A 21,751-nucleotide genomic window follows, 5' to 3' on the forward strand; every position below is an offset into this window, starting at 1 on the left:
CACAGGATGGATTACAAAGAAACGTATGAAAAAATTCTCGAAGAATACAGGCAGGTATTCGAAAGAGTGGATCAGCAGAATATGCGTGAGTTTATTGATGAAGTAAAGGCGCATGACCGGATTTTCCTGATCGGTGTCGGACGGGAAGGTATGGCGACAAGAGCGTTTGCCATGAGACTGATGCATATGGGAAAAGAGATCCACTGGATCTGGGACGACACAACCCCGTCGATCGGAGAAGGAGATCTTCTGATCGCAACCCTTGGGGATGGACGTATCGGACATATCAATTATATCTGTGAACGTGCAAAAGAAGCGGGAGCTATGATCTATGTCGTGACCGGATCACCAAGCGGTGACACTGCAAAAAATGTTGCGAATAAGGTATTTTTTGTTCCGGCTGCAGTTTACAGAGGAACGGATGATGTGGTTCCGTCTTTCCAGCCAATGGGAAATCTGTTTGAACAGTGTCTGCTGATATTATTTGATATCATCATCATGACAATTGTAGATGAGACACCGGATCTTACTTTTGAAAAAATGTCAAAGAATCATCGAAATGTTGAATAGCGATAAGGGATAAGGAGGCATTATAAATGGGAACAAAGAAAATTTTAAATAAAGACGTATCAAATGTTGTGGAAGAAAGCCTTGCAGGATATCTGATGGCATATAGAAAGTATTATAAAAAAGTTGGCGAATACAATGCATTTACTTATAAAGGACACAGAAAAGATAAAGTTGCACTTGTAATCGGTGGTGGAAGCGGACATGAACCGCTGTTTACCGGATATTGCGGAGCAGGACTTGCAGATGCTGTTGCGTGTGGAAATGTATGTGCTTCCCCGAATCCGGAACTGATCATGGAAGCTGCAAAAGCAGTTGACCAGGGAAAAGGTGTCCTCTTTGTTTATGGAAACTACGCAGGAGATAACCTGAACTTTGATATGGCAGAAGAAATGTGCCAGGCAGAAGGAATGAAGACGGCACATGTTCGTGAGTGGGATGATTTTGCATCAGCACCGAAGGAAAGAATTACAGACCGCCGTGGTATTGCCGGAGATGTATACACCATTAAGATTGCCGGAGCTGCATGTGATGCGGGACTCAGTCTGGAAGAGGTTGTCCGCATTACAGAAAAAGCAAGAGATAATACAAATACCATCGGACTTGCAACATCACCTGGAACACTTCCGGGAAATGACAAACCGACATTTGAAATCGCAGACGATGAGATGGAATTTGGTATGGGACTTCACGGTGAACCGGGAATTGAACGTACAAAGATGATGCCTTGCAGTGATATGGTTGACCGTATGTACAAAGAGCTGAAAGAAGAGATGGGATTAAAAGAAGGCGATGAAATCGCAGTTCTGGTCAATGGACTTGGATCTACACCACTTCTTGAACTGAACCTTGTATTTTATGAATTACATAAACGTATGCACAAGGATGGACTTAAGATCTACGATACAGAAATCAAGACCTATTGTACCTGTATGGAAATGGGTGGATTTTCAATCACATTCCTGAAACTGGATGATGAACTGAAACCATATTATGATGCACCGTGCTATTCACCATATTATGCAAAAGGATCTGTATCTGGTGAGACCGTTGAAGATGACGGAGAAGATGAAGAAATCGAGTTCGATGAAAATGATGTAGAACCGGCAGAGATTGTGAGAAGCAAAGAAGGCGAACTTACAGAATTAAATGCAGAAGATACAAGAAACATGCTTCTTTATATTGCAGATAAGATTATTGCAAATAAACCATACCTGACAGAAATTGACAGTGCGATTGGTGATGGAGATCACGGAATCGGCATGGCAGGCGGTATGCAGAAAGCAAAGAAAAAACTGCTCAAAATGCAGGGTGAAGAGAATGCTTACCAGCTGTTTGAAACCGCAGGTCAGGCAATGCTGATGTCTATGGGCGGTGCTTCAGGTGTTATTTTCGGAAGCCTGTATCTGGCAGGTGCAAAGGGAATGGATCCGCAGGCAGTGATCACAGCAAAAGATCTGGCTGATATGGAAAAGAAGAGCCTTGCTGCAATTCAGGAAAGAGGAGGAGCAGAAGTTGGCGATAAGACCATGGTAGATGCACTTTCACCGGCTGTCGATGCTCTTGCGGCAAATGCAGACAAAGGACTTCTTGAAATGTTAAAAGCAGCAGAAGAAGGTGCAAAACAGGGTGTTGAAAATACAAAGAAATATGTTGCAAAATTCGGACGTGCAAAATCTCTGCTTGAAAGAGCAATAGGACATCAGGATGCAGGAGCAACTTCTGTATATCTGATTTTCCAGGGAATGAGAGAATTTGTAGAAGGAAAACTCGCATAATAGGTGATGGAGATGGAAAAGAAAATTAACTGGGGCGTTCTTGGCTGCGCAGCAATTGCAAAGGTAAGAACCATTCCGGGACTTTTACAGACAGAGAATGCCAGTTTTTACGCCGTTGCCAGCAGAGGAAAAGAAAAGGCAGAGGCATTTCAGAAATTGTACGGAGCTGAAAAAGCATACGACAGCTATGACGCACTTCTGGCAGACGAGAATGTGGAAGCTGTCTATATCCCACTTCCGAATTCCATGCATTTTGAGTGGGTAGAAAAGGCAGCAAAAGCAGGAAAACATATTCTTTGTGAAAAGCCTCTGGCATTGAATGCAAAAGAAGCTGAGAAAATGTATGAAATCTGTGAAGAGCATGGAGTTCTGCTCATGGAAGCATTTGCTTTCCGGCATGCGCCACTGGTTCAGAAAGTAAAAGAAGTGATCGATGAGGGCAAAATCGGAAAAGTGAAATATATTGAGTCACATTTGACAGATGTACTTACTGATATGTCAAATATCCGTATGAACCAGAAGCTCGGAGGCGGTTCATTCTATGACATGGCATGCTACAATATCAGCACGATCAGCTATCTGATGGACTTAAAAAAACCGGTGAAGGTAAAAGCACTGGCAGAGATGGATCCGGAGAGAGGTGTGGATGTAAGTAATACAACACTTCTGATGTATGAAGATGGAACACAGGCAGCAAGCTATTCTTCACTGAATTCTTATTCCAGAGGTTATTATGCAGTGGTAGGTGAAAAGGGACGGATCGAAGTTCCGTGCAATTTCAACTGCAGATATGTGCAGAAATTTACAGTTACATCAGAAGGTGTGGTAAATAATGTAGAAATTTTGGACGAGAAAAAGACGGAATATATGGTATTCTGCCCAGATAACTATATGCTTGAGATTGAACAGTTTGGCAGATGTATCCGGGAGGGCGAGAAACCTCTTGTCTCAAAAGAAGAGACGTTGCTGAATGCTTCGATTCTGGACCGCGCATTTGAAGATGCAGGAGGAAGATCATGTTAGTAACCTTAAAGGAAGTGCTTGAAAAAGCAAAACAGGAAAAATATGGAGTTGGTGCATTTAACTGTACATCTCTGGAATCCGGAATGGCGATTATAGCTGCGGCAGAGGAGCTGAAAAGCCCTGTGATTCTGCAGTATGCGGATTCACACAGACATCTGATTTCCATTGATGTGATCGGACCTGTTATGCTACAGCTTGCAAAAGCGGCAAAGGTTCCGGTTGTTGTACATCTGGATCATGGTGCAAGTATTGAAAGCTGCAGGCATGCTGTCGATATGGGATTTACTTCGGTGATGTATGACGCATCTGCAAAGCCGTTTGAAGACAATGTTCAGGAGACAAGGACTGTTGTAGAATATGCACATAAAAAGGGGGCTTCTGTAGAAGCAGAGCTTGGTCATATCCTGACTTCAAAAGCAGGTGCGGCGGAAGGAAGCGGAAAATCCTATACGCGTGAAGAAGCATATACGGATCCTGCAATGGCAAAAGAATTTATTGAAAAAACAGAAGTGGATGCACTTGCAATTGGATTTGGAACAGCACATGGTATTTATACAGAAAAGCCGGTGCTGGATCTGGATCGGATTACTCTGATAAAAAATGCGAAAGATATCCCGTATGTGATGCACGGTGGTTCCGGCTTAAGCGAAGAAGAGTATAAAACTGCGATTAAAAATGGAATCTGCAAGATTAACTATTATACATATTTATCGCTGGCGGGTGGAAAAGGTGTGATGCAGTATCTGAATGATAAGAAGGAAACAGATGCAGTGTTTTTTGAAGAGATAGCTAGAGCTGGAGTGACTGCAATGCAGGCGAACGTGGAAAGTGCAATGAAGATTTTTGGATCTGATGGATGTTTTTAAGTAAATATTAGGGATACAATCTTGTGAAGGGGCGCATGAAAAAACGAAAGTTTTTCCATGCGGCTTTTTTAACATTTATTGTTAGCATGAAATTTTGAATAATTTAGTATTAACCAGGCAACAACTGACAACCCTGCAAAAATCAGTGTAACAGCAGCGAGTCCCAAAAAGAAAAATCCAAGAGAAATCTGATCAAATACCTTTCCCATAATTCCATAGCACAGAGCAGTGGTGCAAGTGCGCAGCATAGAAACAACGGACAAGATAGTGGCACGATATTTGGAGTCTATATAGTCCTGGATAATACTGTCAGAAACAGTAAAAAGTATTTCCGGTATAAAACAGGCAATAATTGTAAAAATCAGGAAAACAGAAGGATTTTTCATGTGCATCAATAGCAGAAACAGAAATCCCTGTATGAATAAACCATATATAAATACCTGTTTGTGATTTAATATTTTCAAAATAAATCCAACTAACAGGTAGGCTACTGAATTGATAAAATACGATGCGGAAAAGAAAAATCCAATTGTTGAAATATTGATGTGAATTCGGTCCAAAAATAGCTGATTCATATTATAATATCCGCCAAATATACCATCTGTTATGCTGGAAATGAGGATGAAAAAGCATAAAATCGTTCCCGGTCTGTATTTCTTGAAATCTGTTTTAAGATGAACTGCTTTTGAATTATGTTTCGGTTCATCAATATTTCGCAGAAATACAATTGCAAAAAGCATGGTAACTATTTGAATTTCGTAGACAAGGTTCCATGAACATGCAGCCAGTTCTCCACCGATAAAGATTGAAATACCAATTATCAGTGATTCAAGTGAAAGAACTTTTGAATTTATTTTCAAATAGTCATTTTCAGTATGCTCTCTTTTTAAAATATCATATAATAATGCACTGTTACTACCGGTGACAAATGTGTAGGCAAATCCTTCCAATCCTGCTAGAATCATAAAAGCAACCGGTTTTTTGGAGATTATCATTGTAAATGAATGAAGTGCGAGTAAAAAGCATCCGAGCATCAGGGAGTTACGTTTTCCGAATTTATCACCAAAATAGCCGGTAGGTATTTCAAAAATGGTGATGGAAATATTTAACACAATGGAATAAAGTGCCACTTCGGAAACGCTTAAACCTTTGTGGGTTAAAAACAGCAGAAAAATTCCGCGGGTCAGGGCGATGGAAGTTAGTACCGTATATAGTGTGTAAAAAAGTAAGTTTTTGCTTTTATAAAATGGTTTCATGAGTGTATCTTTTTTTGATAATATTTGTGAATGAAATACAGTTATCCTTTAGTATATCATACATGAATTTATAAAGAAAGAAATATATAGAGAAGTGGGAAGTAAGCATTGCTTACTTCCCACTTCCCGGTTATAATTAGAATAACAGAAATTAAGTCAGAAAGGATGGATTCAATGGAATATATAACATCTCTACAGGCAGCAGATAAATGGAATCTTTCAAAACGTCAGGTAAATGCGCTGTGCAAAAGCGGACAAATATATGGTGCAGTAAAAAAAGGACAGCGTTGGATGATACCGGAAGATGCCGTATATGAATCAAAAAGATCTGGTGAAAAACAGCCAGATCCAATTGGTGAAAAATACCTGAATCTTGGGAATGAAGGATTTTCCTCCATCCGAAACAGTGAATATATTGACAAATCTGGTCTGATCGCATTTGTAAACCGTTGTCTGAATACGCCACAGAAGCTGATCTGTGTCAGCAGACCGAGACGTTTCGGAAAATCTTTTGCGACAAAGATGCTGTGTGCATACTATAGTAAAGGGTGTGATTCCCGTGAATTATTTTCGGATCTTGAGATTTCGAGGGATGCGACTTTTGAAAAATATCTCAACCATTACGATGTGATTTATCTGGATATTACTTTGTTTTTGTCTACAATGAAGCAGGATGATACGTTGGTAGAACAGATGGAGCGGGAAATCATAGAAGATCTGGCAAAAGCATATCCGGTAGTAAAAGGGCAGTCAAAGCTTCTGGATGCACTTTGTATGATTTACAAAATTACCGGAGAGAAGATAATCCTTATTATTGATGAATGGGATGCTATGTTCCGCGAGTGCAAAGGAAAAGAGACAATTCTGGATTCTTATATTTTACTGCTTCGATCTCTGTTCAAGAGCAGCCTGACAGACCAGCTTTTTGCAGGCGTTTATATGACCGGTATTTTACCAATCAAGAAGTACGGACACGAATCGGCAGTCAGTGATTTTTATGAGTATACAATGGTAGAACCAAGTCCCCTGCAGAAATATATTGGATTTACCGAAGAAGAGGTACAGTATCTCTGTCAGAAATATGAGAAAGATTACCGGGTGATGCGGCAGTGGTATGACGGATACTATGTCGGAGGAATCCATGTGTATAATCCAAAATCCGTTATGGAATCTATTCTTCGGAATAAATACAGCAGTTACTGGACAAAAACGGAGACCTATGAAGCACTCAGAGACTATATTGACCTGAATTTTGATGGTCTTAAAGATGCTGTGATTGATATGCTTGGTGGAGCGACCTGCGAAGTGGATACGGGTTCCTTCCAAAATGATATGACTTCCATGAAAAGCAGAGATGATGTGCTTACGTTGCTGATTCATCTCGGATATTTGGCATACAATGAAGATGACAGGACGGTATTTATTCCAAATGCGGAGATCCGGCAGGAGTTTATCCGTGCGATTAAAAATGGAAACAGACAGGAGCTTATGAAGGCGGTAATCCGTTCGGACAATATCCTGGAGGCGACCTGGAAAAAAGATGGCGAAACAGTAGCAGACATTATCGATGAAATTCATGACGAGGATACAGCAGAAATTTTCTATAATAATGAGCAGGCACTTAGATCGGTTGTAAAAATGGCATATCTGAGCAGTAAGGATTATTATACAAAGATGGAAGAACTTCCGGCAGGAAAAGGAATTGCAGATATTGTATTCTATCCAAAAGTAGGAAGTGAGAAACCGACAATTATTGTAGAACTGAAATGGAATCAGACGGAAGAGGCTGCGCTTGCTCAGATAAAGAAAAGAAATTATCCGAAGAGTCTGAAAGAATATCATGGAGAAGTACTGTTAGTAGGAATTAATTACAAAAAAGCAACGAAAGAACATACCTGTAAAATAGAAGAGATTACTCTTTAATCAGGCATTTATGGAGGAAGAAAACCATGCGATTTCTTCATTTATCAGACCTGCACCTCGGCAAGCGTGTGAATGAATTTTCCATGCTGGAGGATCAGGCATATATTTTAAAAGAGATACTAAATATGATCGATGAGCAGAAGGTGGAAGCGGTTCTGATCGCGGGCGACGTTTACGACAAGGTGATTCCGTCCGCAGAGGCGGTGAGGCTTCTGGATGATTTCCTGACAAGGATCGCCGCGAGGAAGCTGCCGGTGTTTCTGATCAGTGGAAACCATGATTCTGCAGAAAGAATTGCTTTCGGTTCAAGACTGATGAGCAGCAGGCAGATCTATCTTTCACCGGTATTTGAGTCGGATGTAGAACCGATAACGATAAGTGACCGGTACGGTGAGATCAATATTTACATGCTTCCATTTGTGAAGCCGTCTCTGGTAAAAAGAGTGTATCCGGAAGAAGAGATCATCACCTATCAGGACGCAGTAAATGCGGCAGTACAGCATATGCAGATCGACACAGACAAACGAAATATCCTGCTTGCGCATCAGTTCGTGACCGGTGCGGCAAGATGTGATTCGGAAGAACTGTCGGTAGGCGGCGTGGATGATGTGGACGCATCCGTGTTTGAAGGTTTTGAGTATGTGGCACTGGGACATCTTCATGGTCCGCAGAAGATCGGGAAAGAGACGGTACGGTATTCAGGAACGACGCTCAAATATTCCTTTTCCGAAGCTTCCCACAAAAAGGCAGCAGTCATCGTGGATGTGGAAGAAAAAGGAACAGTAAAGATTCAGCAGATTCCGCTTGTACCGAAGCATGATATGCGGGAAATCAGAGGTACTTATATGGAAGTAACGGCACTGGATTTTTATAAGGATATGAACACGGAGGATTATCTTCATATCACTCTGACAGACGAAGAGGATATACCGGATGCAATCGGAAAACTCAGAACAATTTATCCGAATATCATGAAGCTCTCTTATGACAACTTACGGACGAGAGCGGCGGTGACGGTGAGAGGAACGGCAGAAGTAGAAGAAAAATCCCCAATGGAGCTTTTACGTGAGTTCTATGAGCTTCAGAACAACCAGCCGATGACGGATGAGCAGGAAGAGATTGCCAGAGGAATGATGGAAGAGATATGGGAGGATGAGAGATGAGACCGATAAAACTTACGATTTCTGCATTCGGACCGTATGCAAAAGAAACAGAGATCATTCTGGATGAACTTGGTGAGCGGGGGCTTTATCTGATAACCGGCGATACCGGTGCCGGAAAGACCACAATTTTTGATGCAATCGCATTTGCACTTTATGGTGAGGCAAGTGGAAATGAAAGAGAGCCGGGGATGCTTCGTAGTAAATATGCGGATCCGAAGACGCCGACCTTTGTGGAATTGGATTTCTTCTATCAGGGGCAGAGCTACCATATCCGGAGAAATCCGGAGTATATGCGCCCGAAGGACAGGGGCGAGGGCATGACACTGCAAAGAGCGGATGCGGTACTGGAATTTCCGGATGACAGGCTTCCGGTCACAAAGGCAAAAGAGGTCACAAAAGCAGTGACAGAACTGATCGGGCTCGACCGCGGACAATTTACTCAGATCGCAATGCTGGCGCAGGGAGATTTTATGAAGCTTCTGTTTTCAAAAACTGAGGAGCGGAGCAAAATTTTTCGGGAAATTTTTCATACCAGACCTTATCTTGCTTTTCAGGAGAAAATGAAAAATGCAAGCGGCAGATTGCAGGAACAGTACGAGGATGTCAGCAAAAGCATTTTGCAGTACATGAAGGATATCAGCTGTGAAGAGGATGACGTGCTTGCTGCGGATGTGAAAAAGATCCGTGAGAGCAAAGCGGTGGTTCATGCGGACAAGGTTCTGGAACTTTTAGAAACTCTGACAAATCAGGATGCAGATTCGGTGAAAGAAAAGAAGAAGAATTTAACGAAGATCGAGAAAGATCTGGAAGAGCTGAACCAGAGAATCGGAAAGGCAGAGGCAGTAATCCGTGCAAAAAAGGAACTGGAAAAAGCGGAGCAGACGATAGCAGAGAAGACACCAACGCTGGAAGAACTGGAAATGGCACTGAAGAAAGAACAGGGAAAAGTGCCGGAAAGAGAGCAGCTAACAGAAGAGATCGGAAAGAGGCAGGAAAAGCTTGCAGAGTATGACGAGCTGAAAAAACTTCAGAAACAGATCAAAGAGCTTGAGGAACAGATTGAGATATTAAAGGACCGGGAAAGCCGGTATCAGGAAAAGAAAGCGCAGATGCAGACGCAACTGGAACAGAAAAGGAATTTACTGGAACAGCTGAAGGATGCGGAAATTAAAGTTCTGAAAATTACAGCAGAACAAAAAGAGGTTTCGGTAAGAAAAGAAGCGGCAGAAGATATTCTTATTCAATATAAAAGATACCAAAGCCAGAAGAAAAGTGTGGAAAAGGCGCAGAAGGCATACCTTGTCATGCAGGAGGAATGTACAGAGCGAAAGACACAGCTTGCCTGGATGGAGAGGGCATTTCTGGATGAGCAGGCGGGGATTCTTGCAAAGGTTCTGAAAACGGGAGAGCCGTGTCCGGTGTGCGGATCGGTCCACCATCCATGTCCGGCACAGATGACGGAAGGTGCACCGGAAAAAGAAGAGCTTGAAAAATACCGGAAAGAGACTGCCGATGTGGAGAAAAAGACGAATGATGCAAGCCTTAGCGCAAATGCAAAACTGGTTCAGTTAAAAGCGTTGGAAGAAGAAATCCAAAAGAGTGTGAAAAGTTTTGACAGCAGCATACAGGAAGAAGAGATTGAAAAATCGCTGACGTTCATCGGACAGCAGATGAATGCACTCGGTGAGGCAGAAAAGGACTTACGGAAAAAGCTGGAAGTAGCTAAAGAAGCAGTGGCAGATAAGCAGAAGCTGGAAACAGAGATTCCGGAACTGGAGCAGATGCAGAAAAAGCTTCAGGAGGAGGAGCAGGAGCGAAAGAATCAGCTCCTTGTGTCTGAGAGGGATAAAGCAAATATAGAGGAGCAGGCTGTGAAGGTGCGTGGCAAACTGGAATTTCCGGAGAAAGCGGAAGCGGAGCAGCAGATCAAAGAGCTGGAAAAGCGGAAAAAAGAGATGGATAAGAATCTGGATATTGCCCAGAAAGCGTTTCGGGAATGCAGCCAGACGGTGGAAGCAGCGAAGACGAAGAAGAAAACGCTGGAGAAGCAGATCGCAGGCAATAAAGAGACTGATATGGAAGAACTTGTACAGGCGCGGCAGGAAGTATCGGGGGCGAAGAAAGAACTTCAAAAGCAGATGGATACGTTGAAGATTCGCTATGAAACGAATCAGAAAATCCTGCATGAGATTGATAAGCAGAGTGCAAGGCTTCTGGAACTTGAACGGAACTGGACACAGGTGCGCGAAATTTCCGATACGGTAAATGGAAAGATCAAAGGCGGATCCAAAGAAAAGATCAAGTTTGAGACCTACATCCAGACCAACTATTTTGACCGGATCATTGCCCGTGCAAATACAAGATTTATGGTGATGAGCGGCGGACAGTATGAGCTGAAAAGACAGACAAATACCGATGACCGGAAGAGCCAGAGTGGTCTGGAACTGAATGTGATCGATCATTACAATGGTTCTGAGCGAAGCGTGAAGACGCTTTCCGGCGGGGAATCCTTTAAAGCTTCTCTTTCGCTGGCACTTGGACTTTCCGATGAGATCCAGGCATCGGCAGGAGGGATCCAACTGGATACCATGTTTGTCGATGAAGGATTCGGCTCGTTGGATGAGGAGTCGCTGGAACAGGCGATGAAAGCACTAAACGGTCTTACGGAAGGTAACCGTCTGGTGGGAATCATTTCCCATGTGCAGGAACTGAAGGTAAGAATTGATAAACAGATCGTGGTAACAAAAGAAAAAGCAGGTGGCAGCAGAGTGGAACTTAAGATTGACTGATCTGCATAAGGATAGAGAAGGAGAGATTGGAAAATGGCAGATATTTATGGAATGCTGGATGAACTTCAGCACCGGGCGGCAAAAGAAGAGGACATAAAAGAAAAGCTTCTTGCAACCAGAAAAGAAGAAGAACCGTTCAGTGCATTTTGCAGAGTATGCAGGGAGCTTGGTTATGAGATTTATGAAATGGAGCTGATCTGTGCCGGAGAAGAATTTCATGCTGAGATGAAGCGGAGCACCAATGGAGGTGGGGAAAATTCACCGAAACTGGAAGGAGAAGATGATTTTTATGAGCTGTTTTTTGCAGGACTGGAGCAGAAGGAAAATAAAAATCTAAGTGAATAAAAATGCCAGGAAGAAAAGGTTTCATCTTTCAGATATACAGTAAATATGTTAAGATAGGTACAGACTATTCATAAAATATGCAAGAATATACAATTTGAAAGAGCGAATATAAAAGGAAAAAGGAGTAAAAATCATGCCAGTTTTTGATTTTAAACACACACCAGATGAAAAAAAGGCCCCGGAATGTACTTATACAACATTCCGCTCGAATGAGACAGAAGCGACAGCGGAGAAACCGATGCTGGTTCTTGATAACAGCAACCGGAAATGGAAACACCATTCCTGCGGTGTTTTCACAAACCCGATCAAGAAGACATCCTTTGAGTTTGATGAAGAGGATGGAACTGTAAGTGCGGACATTCTCCAGATCGATGCGAGATTTGTAAGCCTGATCAAATGGCTGGGCGAGAATCACATCAATGTCCGTCTTTCCGGTGAAAACCGTGCAGACGGCTATGCAGTATACAAGATCCGGGAGATCGCATTCGGTGGGGCAACCAAGCTTTCAGCTGAAGATGGTTTCCTGCAGTTCATGATCGAGCGTCTTTTCGCAAGCAGTGCACCGACAGAAGAAGCAGTGGATGAGGAAATGGAAGAGGACGGCGACAGCATGAAGCTGACAAGTCTGCAGAGTATCACCGATTTTATGAACTGTGCAGGAAGAACCCTTCCGGACAATATCCGTCTGTGGGCAAGAAGAAACCTTGCTGTTGCAAGATCACATGAAGTGTCACCGGAAGAAAGAAGACATGCGCAGAGAGCTCTTTCAATCATGATGAATATTCAGTGGAAGAGCAATTATTTTGAATCTATTGATCCGGATGAGGCAAGAAGAATCCTGGATGAAGAACTTTATGGAATGGAACGTGTTAAACAGAGAATCATTGAGACGATCATCCAGATCAACAGAACGCACACGCTCCCGGCATACGGAATCCTTCTGATCGGACCTGCCGGAACCGGTAAATCCCAGATTGCCTATGCGATCGCACGTATCCTGAAGCTTCCGTGGACAACCCTGGATATGAGTTCTATCAATGATCCGGAGCAGCTTACCGGAAGTTCCCGTGTATATGCCAACGCAAAACCGGGTATCATTATGGAAGCATTTGCAGCGGCAGGAGAATCCAATCTGGTATTTATCATCAACGAGCTGGATAAAGCGGCATCCGGAAAAGGAAATGGAAATCCGGCGGATGTACTGCTTACTCTCTTGGATAACCTTGGATTTACAGATAACTATATCGAGTGTAATGTTCCGACAGTTGGTGTATACCCAATCGCAACTGCCAATGAAAAGGATCAGATCAGTGCGCCGATCATGTCCCGTTTTGCGGTTATTGATATTCCGGATTACACACCGGAAGAGAAGAAGATTATCTTCTCCAGATTTGCACTTCCGAAGATTCTGAAGAGAATGAGCCTTCGTCAGGATGAGTGTACAGTGACAGATGATGCCCTGGATGTGATCATTGAACTTTACTCCCATACATCAGGAATCCGTGATCTGGAGCAGGCGGCCGAGCACATTGCAGCAAATGCACTGTATCAGATCGAGGTTAATCATGTAAAAGAAGTTGTGTTTGACGGAGAAGCAGTGAGAGCATTACTTTCATAAGAAAATTAAAATATAAAAATGTAAATTAAGTCCATATATTTTTCACATGGCAAAAGATTCTATTTCTGTTAATATTCATAGACGCAGTAAAATTGCAGAAGGAGCCAGAAAAGAAACATAGGGTACGGGTGACTTTGCACTATGGAGATGAGATCCAGTCAATTGTGGAAGCCATTGCTGACACAATTGACGGTTTCGGGAGCTCATCGGAATGTCCAGTGCAACGGAACCCGTACCCTATGTTTCTTTTCTGGCGGTGCTTATCATTCTACCCCTGTCTATAATAACTCAGGAAATCAGAAATTTTTCCCACAGCTTCTTTCAGAACTTCAATTCGTGGCAGATATACCACTCGGAAATGGTCCGGCTGCTTCCAGTTAAATCCACTTCCCTGTACGATCAGGATCTTCTTATCCTGCAGCAGATCCAGTGCAAATTTTTCATCATTTACAATATTGAACTTCTTCACATCGATCTTTGGGAACATATAAAATGCAGCCTGCGGTTTGACGGCAGTGATTCCCGGAATGTCAGTCAGTGCCTTGTAAATATATTCGCGCTGTTCGTAAATACGTCCGCCCGGAACAAGATAGTCGTTGACGCTCTGATTGCCCCAGAGAGCAGTCTGAACAACAGACTGTGCCGGAACATTGGAGCAGAGACGCATATTGGAAAGCATCTTGATTCCTTCGATATAATCTTTTGCGATTGCTTTATTTCCGCTGAGAACCATCCAGCCAATACGGAATCCGGCAATCATATGGGATTTGGAAAGTCCGCTGAAAGTGACGCAGAACAGATCCGGTGCCAGTGAAGCAATGGAAATATGTTCTTTTCCGTCCATAACAAGGCGGTCATAAATTTCATCTGAGAAAATGATCAGGTGATGTTCCCTTGCGAGATCAACAATCTTCTGCAGAACCTCTTTCGGATAAAGTGCTCCGGTCGGGTTGTTCGGATTGATGATTACAAGAGCTTTAGTACGGTCTGTGATTTTACGGCGCATATCTTCGATGTCCGGATACCAGTCAGACTGTTCATCGCAGATATAATGAACGGCTTTGCCGCCGGCAAGTGTGGCACAGGCGGTCCACAGAGGATAGTCTGGTGAAGGGATCAGGATTTCATCTCCGTTGTCAAGAAGAGCTGACATACACAGGTTAATCAGTTCGCTGACACCATTTCCGGTATAAATGTCATTGATTGTGACATTCGGCAGCTTTTTGATCTGGGAGTACTGCATGATCGCCTTCCGTGCAGAGAAAAGTCCCTGAGAAGGAGAGTATCCTTCGCAGTCGGAAAGCTGCTGGCTCATATCATAGATGACTTCGTCCGGTGTGCGGAAACCAAATGGAGCCGGATTACCGATATTGAGCTTCAGTACGTGGGTACCGCGTTCTTCCATACGTGCCGCTTCATCTACAACCGGTCCACGGACATCGTATAATACATTATCGAGTTTGGATGATTTTTTGAACGAATACATACTGGAATCTCCTGTACTGTTTTTATTGGATTGTTTTGACTCTTTGGTAACAGAGAGCGATTGCTTTTCGCTTTCTGTGTCTGAAACAGGTTTTGCTGAAGAAACCCCGGACGCAGCTGAAGCGGTTCTTCGGGCAGAGCTGGTGTCCTGACTGTCACCAAGAAGCCAATCTGAATCTACCTGAAGTGTATCTGCAAGAAAATGAAGAATGTCATTTCTTGGAATAGTTTTTCCGCTTACGTATTGGCTTACATGGCTTTTTCCTAATTTCACATTGCTCTGTGCGGCTTTATGCACCAGATCAATTTGTTTCATGTTCTGTACTGTCATTGCTTGTTTTAGTCTATCCGAGAAAGTTGTCACTGGAAAATCTCCTTTCAATAAAAAAAGTTCAATTTTAACATAATTAACGATATGGTTCAAAACTTAAAGAGATTATATCACTTTGAAAAGAAATGTTCAATGATAATATTTAATTTGAGTTCAAAAAAGTTCAACCTATCTTGCTCTTATTTTCCGTGCTGCAGGTGTATTTATCTGTATGCTTGGAACGAAACTGAATAAAAAGGAGAGACTGTTCTGCGTGATTGCTTATCTGCCCAAAGCAACGGTGCAGGCAGCAATCGGTTCAGTCCCGATGGCGATGGGACTTTCCTGTGGAAAAATTGTGCTCTCCGTAGCGGTACTGGCGATTCTGATCACCGCACCGCTTGGAGCACTTGGTATGGACGCAAGCTACAAAAAACTGCTTGCCAGAGAGACAAATTAGAAGTAATGATAAGTACTGCGCTTCCGTATGATAAAAGTTCCGGTAACACATAAGGTTAAAAGTTCGGCAATTGCAACTGAACACCAGACTCCGTTGATCCCAAGAATGAGCGGGAGCAGAAGGACTATAGCCATCTGGAAGACCAGCGTTCTGAGGAACGAGATCAGCGCAGAGAGCAGACCGTTGTTCAATGCGGTGAAAAATGCAGAGCCATAAATATTGAACCCATTGATCAGGAAAGCAAAGCTGTACAGGCGGAAGCCATTGCGTGTGAGCTCAAAAAGTCCATGGTCATAGCCGACAAACAATGTGGCAAGTGGTGTTGCGATGAGCTGTGCAATCACAAAGAGGGAAACAGCCCATGTTCCGATCAGCCGGATGCTCTTCAGAAAAAGATTTTTTAATTCATCCTGATTGTTGGCACCGTAGTGATAGCTGACGATCGGGGCACTTCCGATGGCATAGCCAAGAAAAATTGAAACAAAGATAAAGTTGACATACATGATCGTTCCGTAAGCGGCAACTCCGTCTTCGCCTGCAAATTTCATAAGCTGCATATTATAAAGAGCATTTACAATTGAACTGGAAAGGTTTGTCATAAGCTCGGAAGAACCATTGGCGCAGGTTTTTAATAAGATTCTGCCATGGAAATGTGTGTTCCCGAGCTTTAATAAGCTGGAGTTTTTCCGTCCGAAGTAGAATAACGGGAAAAGTCCTCCGATAAATTCTCCGCATACAGTTGCAAAGCCTGCACCTGGAAGCCCGAAGTGCAGCACGGCAACAAATAAAAAGTCGAGTACCATATTTGTCACGCCGGCGATCACGATCACGCGAAGTCCCAGATGTGGCTTTTCAGCAGTTACAAAAAAGCTCTGAAATACGTTCTGGAGCATAAAAGCAGGCAATGAAATACAAAGAATACGTCCATATAAAATACAGTTGTCAAGAAGTGCACCACTTGCACCGAATAAAATGGCAACCGGTTTTACAAGGAACATACTCAGGATTGCGATAATGATTCCTCCGATAGCAGTGATATAGACGAGCATGGAAAAATACTCATTGGCTTTTTCAGTCTTTCCTTCACCAAGCGTCTTTGCAACAATGGCACTACCACCGGTTCCGATCATGAAGCCGAGAGCGCTGATGCCCATCAGGAAGGGCATGATCAGATTCACCGCAGCAAAGGCGTTTTTTCCAACGAAGTTGGAGACAAAAAGTCCGTCAACCACACTGTAAATGGATGTGAAGATCATCATTATAATAGATGGAAAAACAAATTGTAGAAGTTTTTTATAAGTAAAGTGTTCGGATAATTGAATTTTCATAGTTTTATAGATACTCCTCAAGGTTAGAAAGTCTTGAACGTAAGGCCTGGTTATATTTGGCATTCAGGCGCAGAAGCTGTTCACATTCTTCGGGACTGAAAGAAGCTAAAGTATCATTTTCGATCTGGATGAGAGGAAGCAGCTTTTCCTGAATCAGCTTCTTGCCGGAAGCTGTAAGATGGATATGCATACTTCGTCCTTTTCCGGGAGAAAGAGTGAGATATCCGTCAGCCTGCAGCTTCCGGATGGATGAATTGATTGTCTGCTTTGGCAGGCAGGAAGCCTTGCAGATATCACGCTGCAGACAGTTATCACCCATATCAAAAAGTGCATAGAAAATCTCAAAAGCGCTGTCAGACAGATGCAGTCTGCGGGCAGCTTCATGGTAAATTTCATTTGCTTCTTTATATAAGCAATTGTATTCTTTTAAATATTTGCTGATCAGTGTAGTAGAATCCATAATTTCCTCCATTTATATAATTATATAGATGAATGAATTTTCTACCATATAAAGTAAGTCCGAAATCATACTTAAAAGAGTATAGTCCGAAATCGGACTTATGTCAAGTGCAGATTTTGCAGATTAAGGAAAAATGAGCTGTGAATAATGCGTAAAAAATGCAGATATGAAATTTTATCCCATAAAAACGAAAAAAGCGTTATAATGATGGCAATAATCAGTAATAAGGTAAATGAAAGGCAGAGGACGGATATGAAAAAAGTAAAAATTATTTCAGACAGTACTTGTGATTTGTCAAAAGAGTTGTTAGAGAAGTATGATATTTCAATTTTGCCATTGCATATCGTACTCGGGGATAAAGAATATACGGATGGAGTAGATATCACGCCGGAGGAAATTTATAAGTGGTCGGATAAAAATAAAACAACACCCAAAACTTCTGCTCCGTCTATGATAGAAGCGGTAGAACTCATGCGGCCATATCTTGAGGAAGGAAGAGAGATTGTATGCTTTTGTATATCGGAAAGTATGTCCAGTTCAGGAAACGTAATGCGTCTTGCAGCAGAAGAACTGGAAGCAGAGAGTAAGGTGACAGTAATTGATTCAAAAAATCTGTCTACCGGAATTGGTCATCTTGTAATAGAGGGAGCGATCCTTGCCGATGAGGGGAAGACAGCAGCAGAGATTACGGTGGAGATTGAGAAATTAAGACCGCAGGTAAGGGCAGGTTTTGTGACAGACACACTGGTTTATCTGGGACGCGGCGGAAGATGCAGTGCGGCTGCGGTTCTGGCAGGGAGTGTTCTGAAACTGCATCCGAAGATCGTGGTGACAGATGGAGTGATGGATGCATCGAAAAAATATCGTGGCAAGATGAAATCAGTGATCATGTCTTATGTAAAAGATATGGAAGAAGGATTGAAAGGAGCAAAACCGGATCGTGTGTTTATCACACATTCGGGTTGTGATCAGCAGATTGTTCAGAGTGTCATAGAATATCTGGAAGGACTGCAGGTATTTGAGGAAATCCTTGTGACACGGGCAGGATGTGTGGTATCCAGTCACTGTGGACCGGGAACGCTTGGCGTTTTATATATAGAGAAGTAAAATTATACTACAGGTTCAATGACAGACGGATTGAAAAATTTTATAATAGATGAAAGCAAAAGCCGTGGCGTAAGCTGCGGCTTGATTTGACAAAACAGATATAAGAAGAAAAGGGGGTAAAGCGATGATTTATATAACTGGTGACTGCCACAGGAATTATGAGCGGTTTAATACCAGATGTTTTCCAGAACAGAAAGAGATGACGAAGGATGATTATGTAATCGTTTGTGGTGACTTCGGAGGCGTATGGATGAAAGACGAACCGGACAGGGAAGAAATGATGCTTATGGACTGGCTGGACTGCAAACCTTTTACAACACTGTTTGTGGATGGAAATCATGAGAATTTTGACCGATTGTATGCATATCCGGTGGAAGAATGGAAGGGCGGTAAGGTTCACAGGATTCGTCCGTCTGTGCTTCACCTTATGAGGGGACAGGTTTTTAATATAGATGGAAAAAGGATTTTTTCGTTTGGAGGAGCAAGAAGCCATGATATTGATGATGGAATTCTCGAACTGGATGATCCGTTTTACAAAGTAAAGAAAAGGCAGTTTGACAGAGAGTGGAAATTATACCGTGTCAATCACCTGAACTGGTGGAAAGAAGAGATGCCGTCAGAAGAGGAGATGAAAGAAGGCCGAAGAAATCTGCTGGAGTATGATAATACAGTAGATTTTATTGTTTCACACTGTTGTGCATCCAGTACGCTTGCCTTGTTCAGTGGCGGACTGTTTAAACCGGACCAGTTATCTGCCTACTTTGAAGAAATACGACAGAATGTACATTTTAAGAAATGGTTTTTCGGACATTATCATGACAACCGTAATGTTACAGCAGAGGAAATCATGATCTATGAACAGATCATTCAGATTGCATAACAAGCGGATTCACAGTGGTAAAGTTTTAAAATTATCAAGGCATGTTTTATACTACAGGTATAATGACATTTTTATCCAGATATGGTATATTATATTCCAGAAAGAAAAATCGGAGTCAGATGAAGAGAATCAGACGACCGGGGAAGGAAAAGACATGACAACAATGAATCGTATATTGGATTTAACTATAAAATTGACAGCATCAGCACTTTTCATATCAAAAGTTGAAGAGAGCTTTAATTGTGTACGTTTATTTAAGGGAAAGCCAATACGAGAGAATTGTGTGATTGAAATTGCCGGCGAAACTTATACCTAGTATAGAAAAGCAGGCATGATAGATCAACATGTTTTTTAGCATACCGCTTACCTTGAATCAGACAGGTAAGCGGTATTTTTAATTTCACAGGGAATTCCGAAGGAACTTCCTATGAAATTAAAGGCACTACGTGCCGGAGATGCGCACTCGCACGAAGATGAAGAATGTCGCAAGCGGTCTACGCTCCGCTTCGGTCGTTGCTTAACGAGCGTCACTGGCGCTCAGCAACGCGCTCGGCGCGAGAATGTGCCAAGGTACATTCTTTTTATTTACAAGGATACCCAAGTGGTGATGGGACCGTTCTTATAAAGCGGCAGCCGGAGGTTCGATTCCTCCTCCTTGTATTTCCCACAAAGTAGAAAAGTAATGAGAGTAAGAAAGATTATGATGAAGTAGAACAGGAGGAAAAAGACTATGAGACTAACGATTGATATGGTGGCTACAGGAAAGAACATTACAAGACTGAGAAAGGAGTCAGGATTGTCTGTAAGAGATCTTGCTGAAATTTTTGGCTTTACCACACCGCAGGCAGTGTACAAGTGGCAGCATGGAACAGCCATTCCGACAATTGACAATCTGGTTGTACTGGCGGCAGTATTTGGAGTTACAATGGATGAGATTGTTGTGACCAGTCAGGATGATATCCCCCTAAGTGCATAAGTGGAACGAATAAAAGAAAACTGATTTTAAAGATATGACATTTATGATATCTTCAAAATCAGTTTTTTTACATTATTCATCTAATAATTTGAATTTCGTATACACCGGATCATGATCCGAGTAGCTATATCCGGTATTTATATTTTCATATTCTGTGCATTCAATATTATCGGAAGTAATAAATCCGTCCAGCGTTACCGTGTAGGTCACACCAGGTACATATTCCATATCTGCATTCCGTGCACTGTCCCAGAGTGCATCCTTTTCACTGTCAGAAAGATTGTCCAGGCAGAATGCAAAGTGTTCCGGAAGCTCTTCGCGTGGGAATGGATAAGCCCAGGACTCACAATTTTCTGCATCTTTTTCGGATGCTTTCAGGTCATGGTTGAAATCACCACCGCAAAGTACATAATTACCGGCTTTGTATTCCTTTTCCATATCTGCACTCAGCATACGGATCTGTCCTTCGCGAATCGCATCACTGTTGCCGTAAGCAGACATGTGCAGCAGGAAGATAACCAGTTCCTTTCCGTTATCTACAGGGACTCTGGAAATACTGTAACAGCGGTCAAGGTCAAAGAACTTGCTGAAGCTTGTCGATATCGGAAAGCTTCTTCTCAGAGAATCCGTAACCGGATATTTGGAGAAAAGAGCAAGTCCGGAACGGCTGCGGCCATGCGGCTGTGTGAATGGATAAAAAAGGAATGCGGAATCGTAATTCTGCGCAAATACCGTATTGTAACTTGGAATCGTATCCTTTAAAATCGAATATTCATCTACATGGTAGCTTCTTGTAGAGTTCAGATCAACTTCCTGGATCAGTGCGAAATCCGGATCTTTGGAAGCAACCAGCTCTCCGGCGCTCTGAATATCAGATTCGACACTCTCCTTACTTTTTGCCCAGGAAGATTTTCCACCGTCCATAAAGAAGCTGAAGTCCGGCGTGTAGGCTCCGAAACCAACATTGTAGGTCAGAGCGGAATACTCTTTTTCAGTTGTCAGCGTGTCAGCTGCAGCTGTTCCGCCGGAAGTTTTCTCGATCTTCAAAGCCTGATTATCCGGAATGCGGTGATAGCTTGCAAAGAGATAGATCAGATATGCAATCAGCGCAACCAGAATGATAAGCAGGAAGATTCCGAGAACTTTTAATATCTTTTTTATGTTCTTTTTCATAATATCCCCTTTTCATTTGTTAAGTTACAGATAAATCTATGTAAAATCTAAGTTTACTATAGCATGTCTAAAAGATTATTTCTATAGGATTGAGAAAAGAAAACAGGCATGGTAACCTATAAAATAAAGCTATAAAATAAAGCTATAGAATAAAGCGAAAAATCTAATTGAAGTTCTTCTTACATCTCGTTATAATAGGAAATGGAGAAATGAAATCACAATAATATTGGGGAAATAATATGTG

18 protein-coding genes, 1 tRNA gene and 1 pseudogene are annotated in these 21,751 nt (G+C 42.3%); 15 read left to right on the plus strand and 5 right to left on the minus strand.

The features are described 5' to 3' along the window. The first annotated feature begins 6 nt into the window (after positions 1–6). From ACYQ5K_RS02030 to ACYQ5K_RS02045, 4 genes are read left to right on the plus strand one after another with little or no spacing between them, the layout of a single operon-like run. Positions 7–570, plus strand: a complete 564-nt coding sequence (locus tag ACYQ5K_RS02030; protein WP_459777240.1) for an SIS domain-containing protein — start codon at positions 7–9, stop codon at positions 568–570. A 26-nt stretch (positions 571–596) separates the two neighbouring features. Further along, positions 597–2,345: a dihydroxyacetone kinase subunit DhaL gene (gene dhaL, locus ACYQ5K_RS02035; RefSeq protein ID WP_173688299.1), complete on the plus strand. Its 1,749-nt coding sequence runs from the start codon at positions 597–599 to the stop codon at positions 2,343–2,345. A gap of 12 nt (positions 2,346–2,357) precedes the next feature. Next, a complete protein-coding gene (locus tag ACYQ5K_RS02040; protein WP_243259158.1) occupies positions 2,358–3,368 on the plus strand; it encodes a Gfo/Idh/MocA family protein in 1,011 nt (336 codons plus the stop codon). Beyond that, positions 3,362–4,234 (plus strand): class II fructose-bisphosphate aldolase, encoded by an 873-nt coding sequence (locus ACYQ5K_RS02045; RefSeq protein WP_173688298.1) that lies wholly within the window; start codon positions 3,362–3,364, stop codon positions 4,232–4,234. Before ACYQ5K_RS02040 ends, ACYQ5K_RS02045 begins: the two co-directional genes overlap by 7 nt. A 68-nt stretch (positions 4,235–4,302) precedes the next feature. Here ACYQ5K_RS02045 and ACYQ5K_RS02050 read toward each other — a convergent pair whose 3' ends face one another. After that, positions 4,303–5,490: an MFS transporter gene (locus tag ACYQ5K_RS02050; RefSeq protein WP_173688297.1), complete on the minus strand. Its 1,188-nt coding sequence runs from the start codon at positions 5,488–5,490 to the stop codon at positions 4,303–4,305. Between the two features lie 174 nt (positions 5,491–5,664). Here ACYQ5K_RS02050 and ACYQ5K_RS02055 point away from each other — a divergent pair, with 174 nt between their 5' ends. The 5 genes from ACYQ5K_RS02055 to ACYQ5K_RS02075 all read left to right on the plus strand — a co-directional run bounded on the left by ACYQ5K_RS02055 (position 5,665) and on the right by ACYQ5K_RS02075 (position 13,328). Further along, positions 5,665–7,413, plus strand: coding sequence for an AAA family ATPase (locus ACYQ5K_RS02055; protein ID WP_459777241.1), 1,749 nt, complete (start codon positions 5,665–5,667; stop codon positions 7,411–7,413). Between the two features lie 26 nt (positions 7,414–7,439). Continuing rightward, positions 7,440–8,576 (plus strand): exonuclease SbcCD subunit D, encoded by a 1,137-nt coding sequence (locus tag ACYQ5K_RS02060; RefSeq protein ID WP_459777242.1) that lies wholly within the window; start codon positions 7,440–7,442, stop codon positions 8,574–8,576. Further along, positions 8,573–11,365, plus strand: a complete 2,793-nt coding sequence (locus ACYQ5K_RS02065; protein WP_459777243.1) for an AAA family ATPase — start codon at positions 8,573–8,575, stop codon at positions 11,363–11,365. The genes ACYQ5K_RS02060 and ACYQ5K_RS02065 overlap by 4 nt, the downstream gene beginning before the upstream one ends. 33 nt (positions 11,366–11,398) lie before the next feature. Further along, entirely contained in the window at positions 11,399–11,710 is a 312-nt protein-coding gene (locus ACYQ5K_RS02070; protein ID WP_173688294.1) for a hypothetical protein, read from the plus strand. Positions 11,711–11,843: 133 nt separating this feature from the next. After that, complete coding sequence (locus ACYQ5K_RS02075; protein ID WP_173688293.1) at positions 11,844–13,328, plus strand: AAA family ATPase; 1,485 nt, start codon at positions 11,844–11,846, stop codon at positions 13,326–13,328. 268 nt (positions 13,329–13,596) lie between these two features. On the opposite strand, the gene ACYQ5K_RS02080 is transcribed toward ACYQ5K_RS02075, so the two are convergent. Then, positions 13,597–15,129, minus strand: a complete 1,533-nt coding sequence (locus tag ACYQ5K_RS02080; RefSeq protein ID WP_274597650.1) for an aminotransferase class I/II-fold pyridoxal phosphate-dependent enzyme — start codon at positions 15,127–15,129, stop codon at positions 13,597–13,599. Positions 15,130–15,322: 193 nt separating this feature from the next. Between ACYQ5K_RS02080 and ACYQ5K_RS02085 the strand changes: the two are divergent. Continuing rightward, positions 15,323–15,583, plus strand: a pseudogene (locus ACYQ5K_RS02085) (cation:proton antiporter); the annotation flags it as partial. On the opposite strand, the gene ACYQ5K_RS02090 reads toward ACYQ5K_RS02085, so the two are convergent. Next, on the minus strand, positions 15,580–16,911 hold the full coding sequence (locus tag ACYQ5K_RS02090; RefSeq protein ID WP_173688292.1) for an MATE family efflux transporter: 1,332 nt from the start codon (positions 16,909–16,911) through the stop codon (positions 15,580–15,582). The pseudogene ACYQ5K_RS02085 and the gene ACYQ5K_RS02090 sit on opposite strands and share 4 nt — an antisense overlap. 4 nt (positions 16,912–16,915) lie before the next feature. Continuing rightward, entirely contained in the window at positions 16,916–17,371 is a 456-nt protein-coding gene (locus ACYQ5K_RS02095; RefSeq protein ID WP_173688291.1) for a MarR family winged helix-turn-helix transcriptional regulator, read from the minus strand. 252 nt (positions 17,372–17,623) lie between these two features. Between ACYQ5K_RS02095 and ACYQ5K_RS02100 the strand changes: the two genes are divergently transcribed. From ACYQ5K_RS02100 to ACYQ5K_RS02120, 5 genes are all read left to right on the plus strand, one after another. After that, on the plus strand, positions 17,624–18,478 hold the full coding sequence (locus ACYQ5K_RS02100) for a DegV family protein (RefSeq protein ID WP_173688290.1): 855 nt from the start codon (positions 17,624–17,626) through the stop codon (positions 18,476–18,478). Between the two features lie 124 nt (positions 18,479–18,602). Beyond that, a complete protein-coding gene (locus tag ACYQ5K_RS02105) occupies positions 18,603–19,358 on the plus strand; it encodes a metallophosphoesterase family protein (RefSeq protein WP_173688289.1) in 756 nt (251 codons plus the stop codon). Between the two features lie 154 nt (positions 19,359–19,512). Next, on the plus strand, positions 19,513–19,674 hold the full coding sequence (locus tag ACYQ5K_RS02110) for a hypothetical protein (RefSeq protein ID WP_173688288.1): 162 nt from the start codon (positions 19,513–19,515) through the stop codon (positions 19,672–19,674). Positions 19,675–19,945: 271 nt separating this feature from the next. Next, positions 19,946–20,018, plus strand: a tRNA-Ile gene (locus ACYQ5K_RS02115). 70 nt (positions 20,019–20,088) lie between these two features. Then, positions 20,089–20,334, plus strand: coding sequence for a helix-turn-helix domain-containing protein (locus ACYQ5K_RS02120; protein ID WP_243259160.1), 246 nt, complete (start codon positions 20,089–20,091; stop codon positions 20,332–20,334). 72 nt (positions 20,335–20,406) lie between these two features. Here the strand turns inward: ACYQ5K_RS02120 and ACYQ5K_RS02125 are convergent, their stop codons facing one another. Next, the gene (locus ACYQ5K_RS02125; RefSeq protein ID WP_195230741.1) at positions 20,407–21,507 is read right to left on the minus strand and encodes an endonuclease/exonuclease/phosphatase family protein; all 1,101 of its coding nucleotides are present in this window, start codon (positions 21,505–21,507) and stop codon (positions 20,407–20,409) included. Positions 21,508–21,751: the final 244 nt, after the last annotated feature.

The sequence above is a fragment of the Allocoprococcus similis genome (assembly GCF_054660775.1).

Bases quoted from the DNA above. Each gene is read 5' to 3' on its own strand.
- ACYQ5K_RS02030 (WP_459777240.1), top strand. From the start codon at position 7: ATGGATTACAAAGAAACGTATGAAAAAATTCTCGAAGAATACAGGCAG.
- dhaL (WP_173688299.1), top strand. From the start codon at position 597: ATGGGAACAAAGAAAATTTTAAATAAAGACGTATCAAATGTTGTGGAA.
- ACYQ5K_RS02040 (WP_243259158.1), top strand. From the start codon at position 2,358: ATGGAAAAGAAAATTAACTGGGGCGTTCTTGGCTGCGCAGCAATTGCA.
- ACYQ5K_RS02045 (WP_173688298.1), top strand. From the start codon at position 3,362: ATGTTAGTAACCTTAAAGGAAGTGCTTGAAAAAGCAAAACAGGAAAAA.
- ACYQ5K_RS02050 (WP_173688297.1), bottom strand. From the start codon at position 5,490: ATGAAACCATTTTATAAAAGCAAAAACTTACTTTTTTACACACTATAT.
- ACYQ5K_RS02055 (WP_459777241.1), top strand. From the start codon at position 5,665: ATGGAATATATAACATCTCTACAGGCAGCAGATAAATGGAATCTTTCA.
- ACYQ5K_RS02060 (WP_459777242.1), top strand. From the start codon at position 7,440: ATGCGATTTCTTCATTTATCAGACCTGCACCTCGGCAAGCGTGTGAAT.
- ACYQ5K_RS02065 (WP_459777243.1), top strand. From the start codon at position 8,573: ATGAGACCGATAAAACTTACGATTTCTGCATTCGGACCGTATGCAAAA.
- ACYQ5K_RS02070 (WP_173688294.1), top strand. From the start codon at position 11,399: ATGGCAGATATTTATGGAATGCTGGATGAACTTCAGCACCGGGCGGCA.
- ACYQ5K_RS02075 (WP_173688293.1), top strand. From the start codon at position 11,844: ATGCCAGTTTTTGATTTTAAACACACACCAGATGAAAAAAAGGCCCCG.
- ACYQ5K_RS02080 (WP_274597650.1), bottom strand. From the start codon at position 15,129: ATGAAACAAATTGATCTGGTGCATAAAGCCGCACAGAGCAATGTGAAA.
- ACYQ5K_RS02090 (WP_173688292.1), bottom strand. From the start codon at position 16,911: ATGAAAATTCAATTATCCGAACACTTTACTTATAAAAAACTTCTACAA.
- ACYQ5K_RS02095 (WP_173688291.1), bottom strand. From the start codon at position 17,371: ATGGATTCTACTACACTGATCAGCAAATATTTAAAAGAATACAATTGC.
- ACYQ5K_RS02100 (WP_173688290.1), top strand. From the start codon at position 17,624: ATGAAAAAAGTAAAAATTATTTCAGACAGTACTTGTGATTTGTCAAAA.
- ACYQ5K_RS02105 (WP_173688289.1), top strand. From the start codon at position 18,603: ATGATTTATATAACTGGTGACTGCCACAGGAATTATGAGCGGTTTAAT.
- ACYQ5K_RS02110 (WP_173688288.1), top strand. From the start codon at position 19,513: ATGACAACAATGAATCGTATATTGGATTTAACTATAAAATTGACAGCA.
- ACYQ5K_RS02120 (WP_243259160.1), top strand. From the start codon at position 20,089: ATGAGACTAACGATTGATATGGTGGCTACAGGAAAGAACATTACAAGA.
- ACYQ5K_RS02125 (WP_195230741.1), bottom strand. From the start codon at position 21,507: ATGAAAAAGAACATAAAAAAGATATTAAAAGTTCTCGGAATCTTCCTG.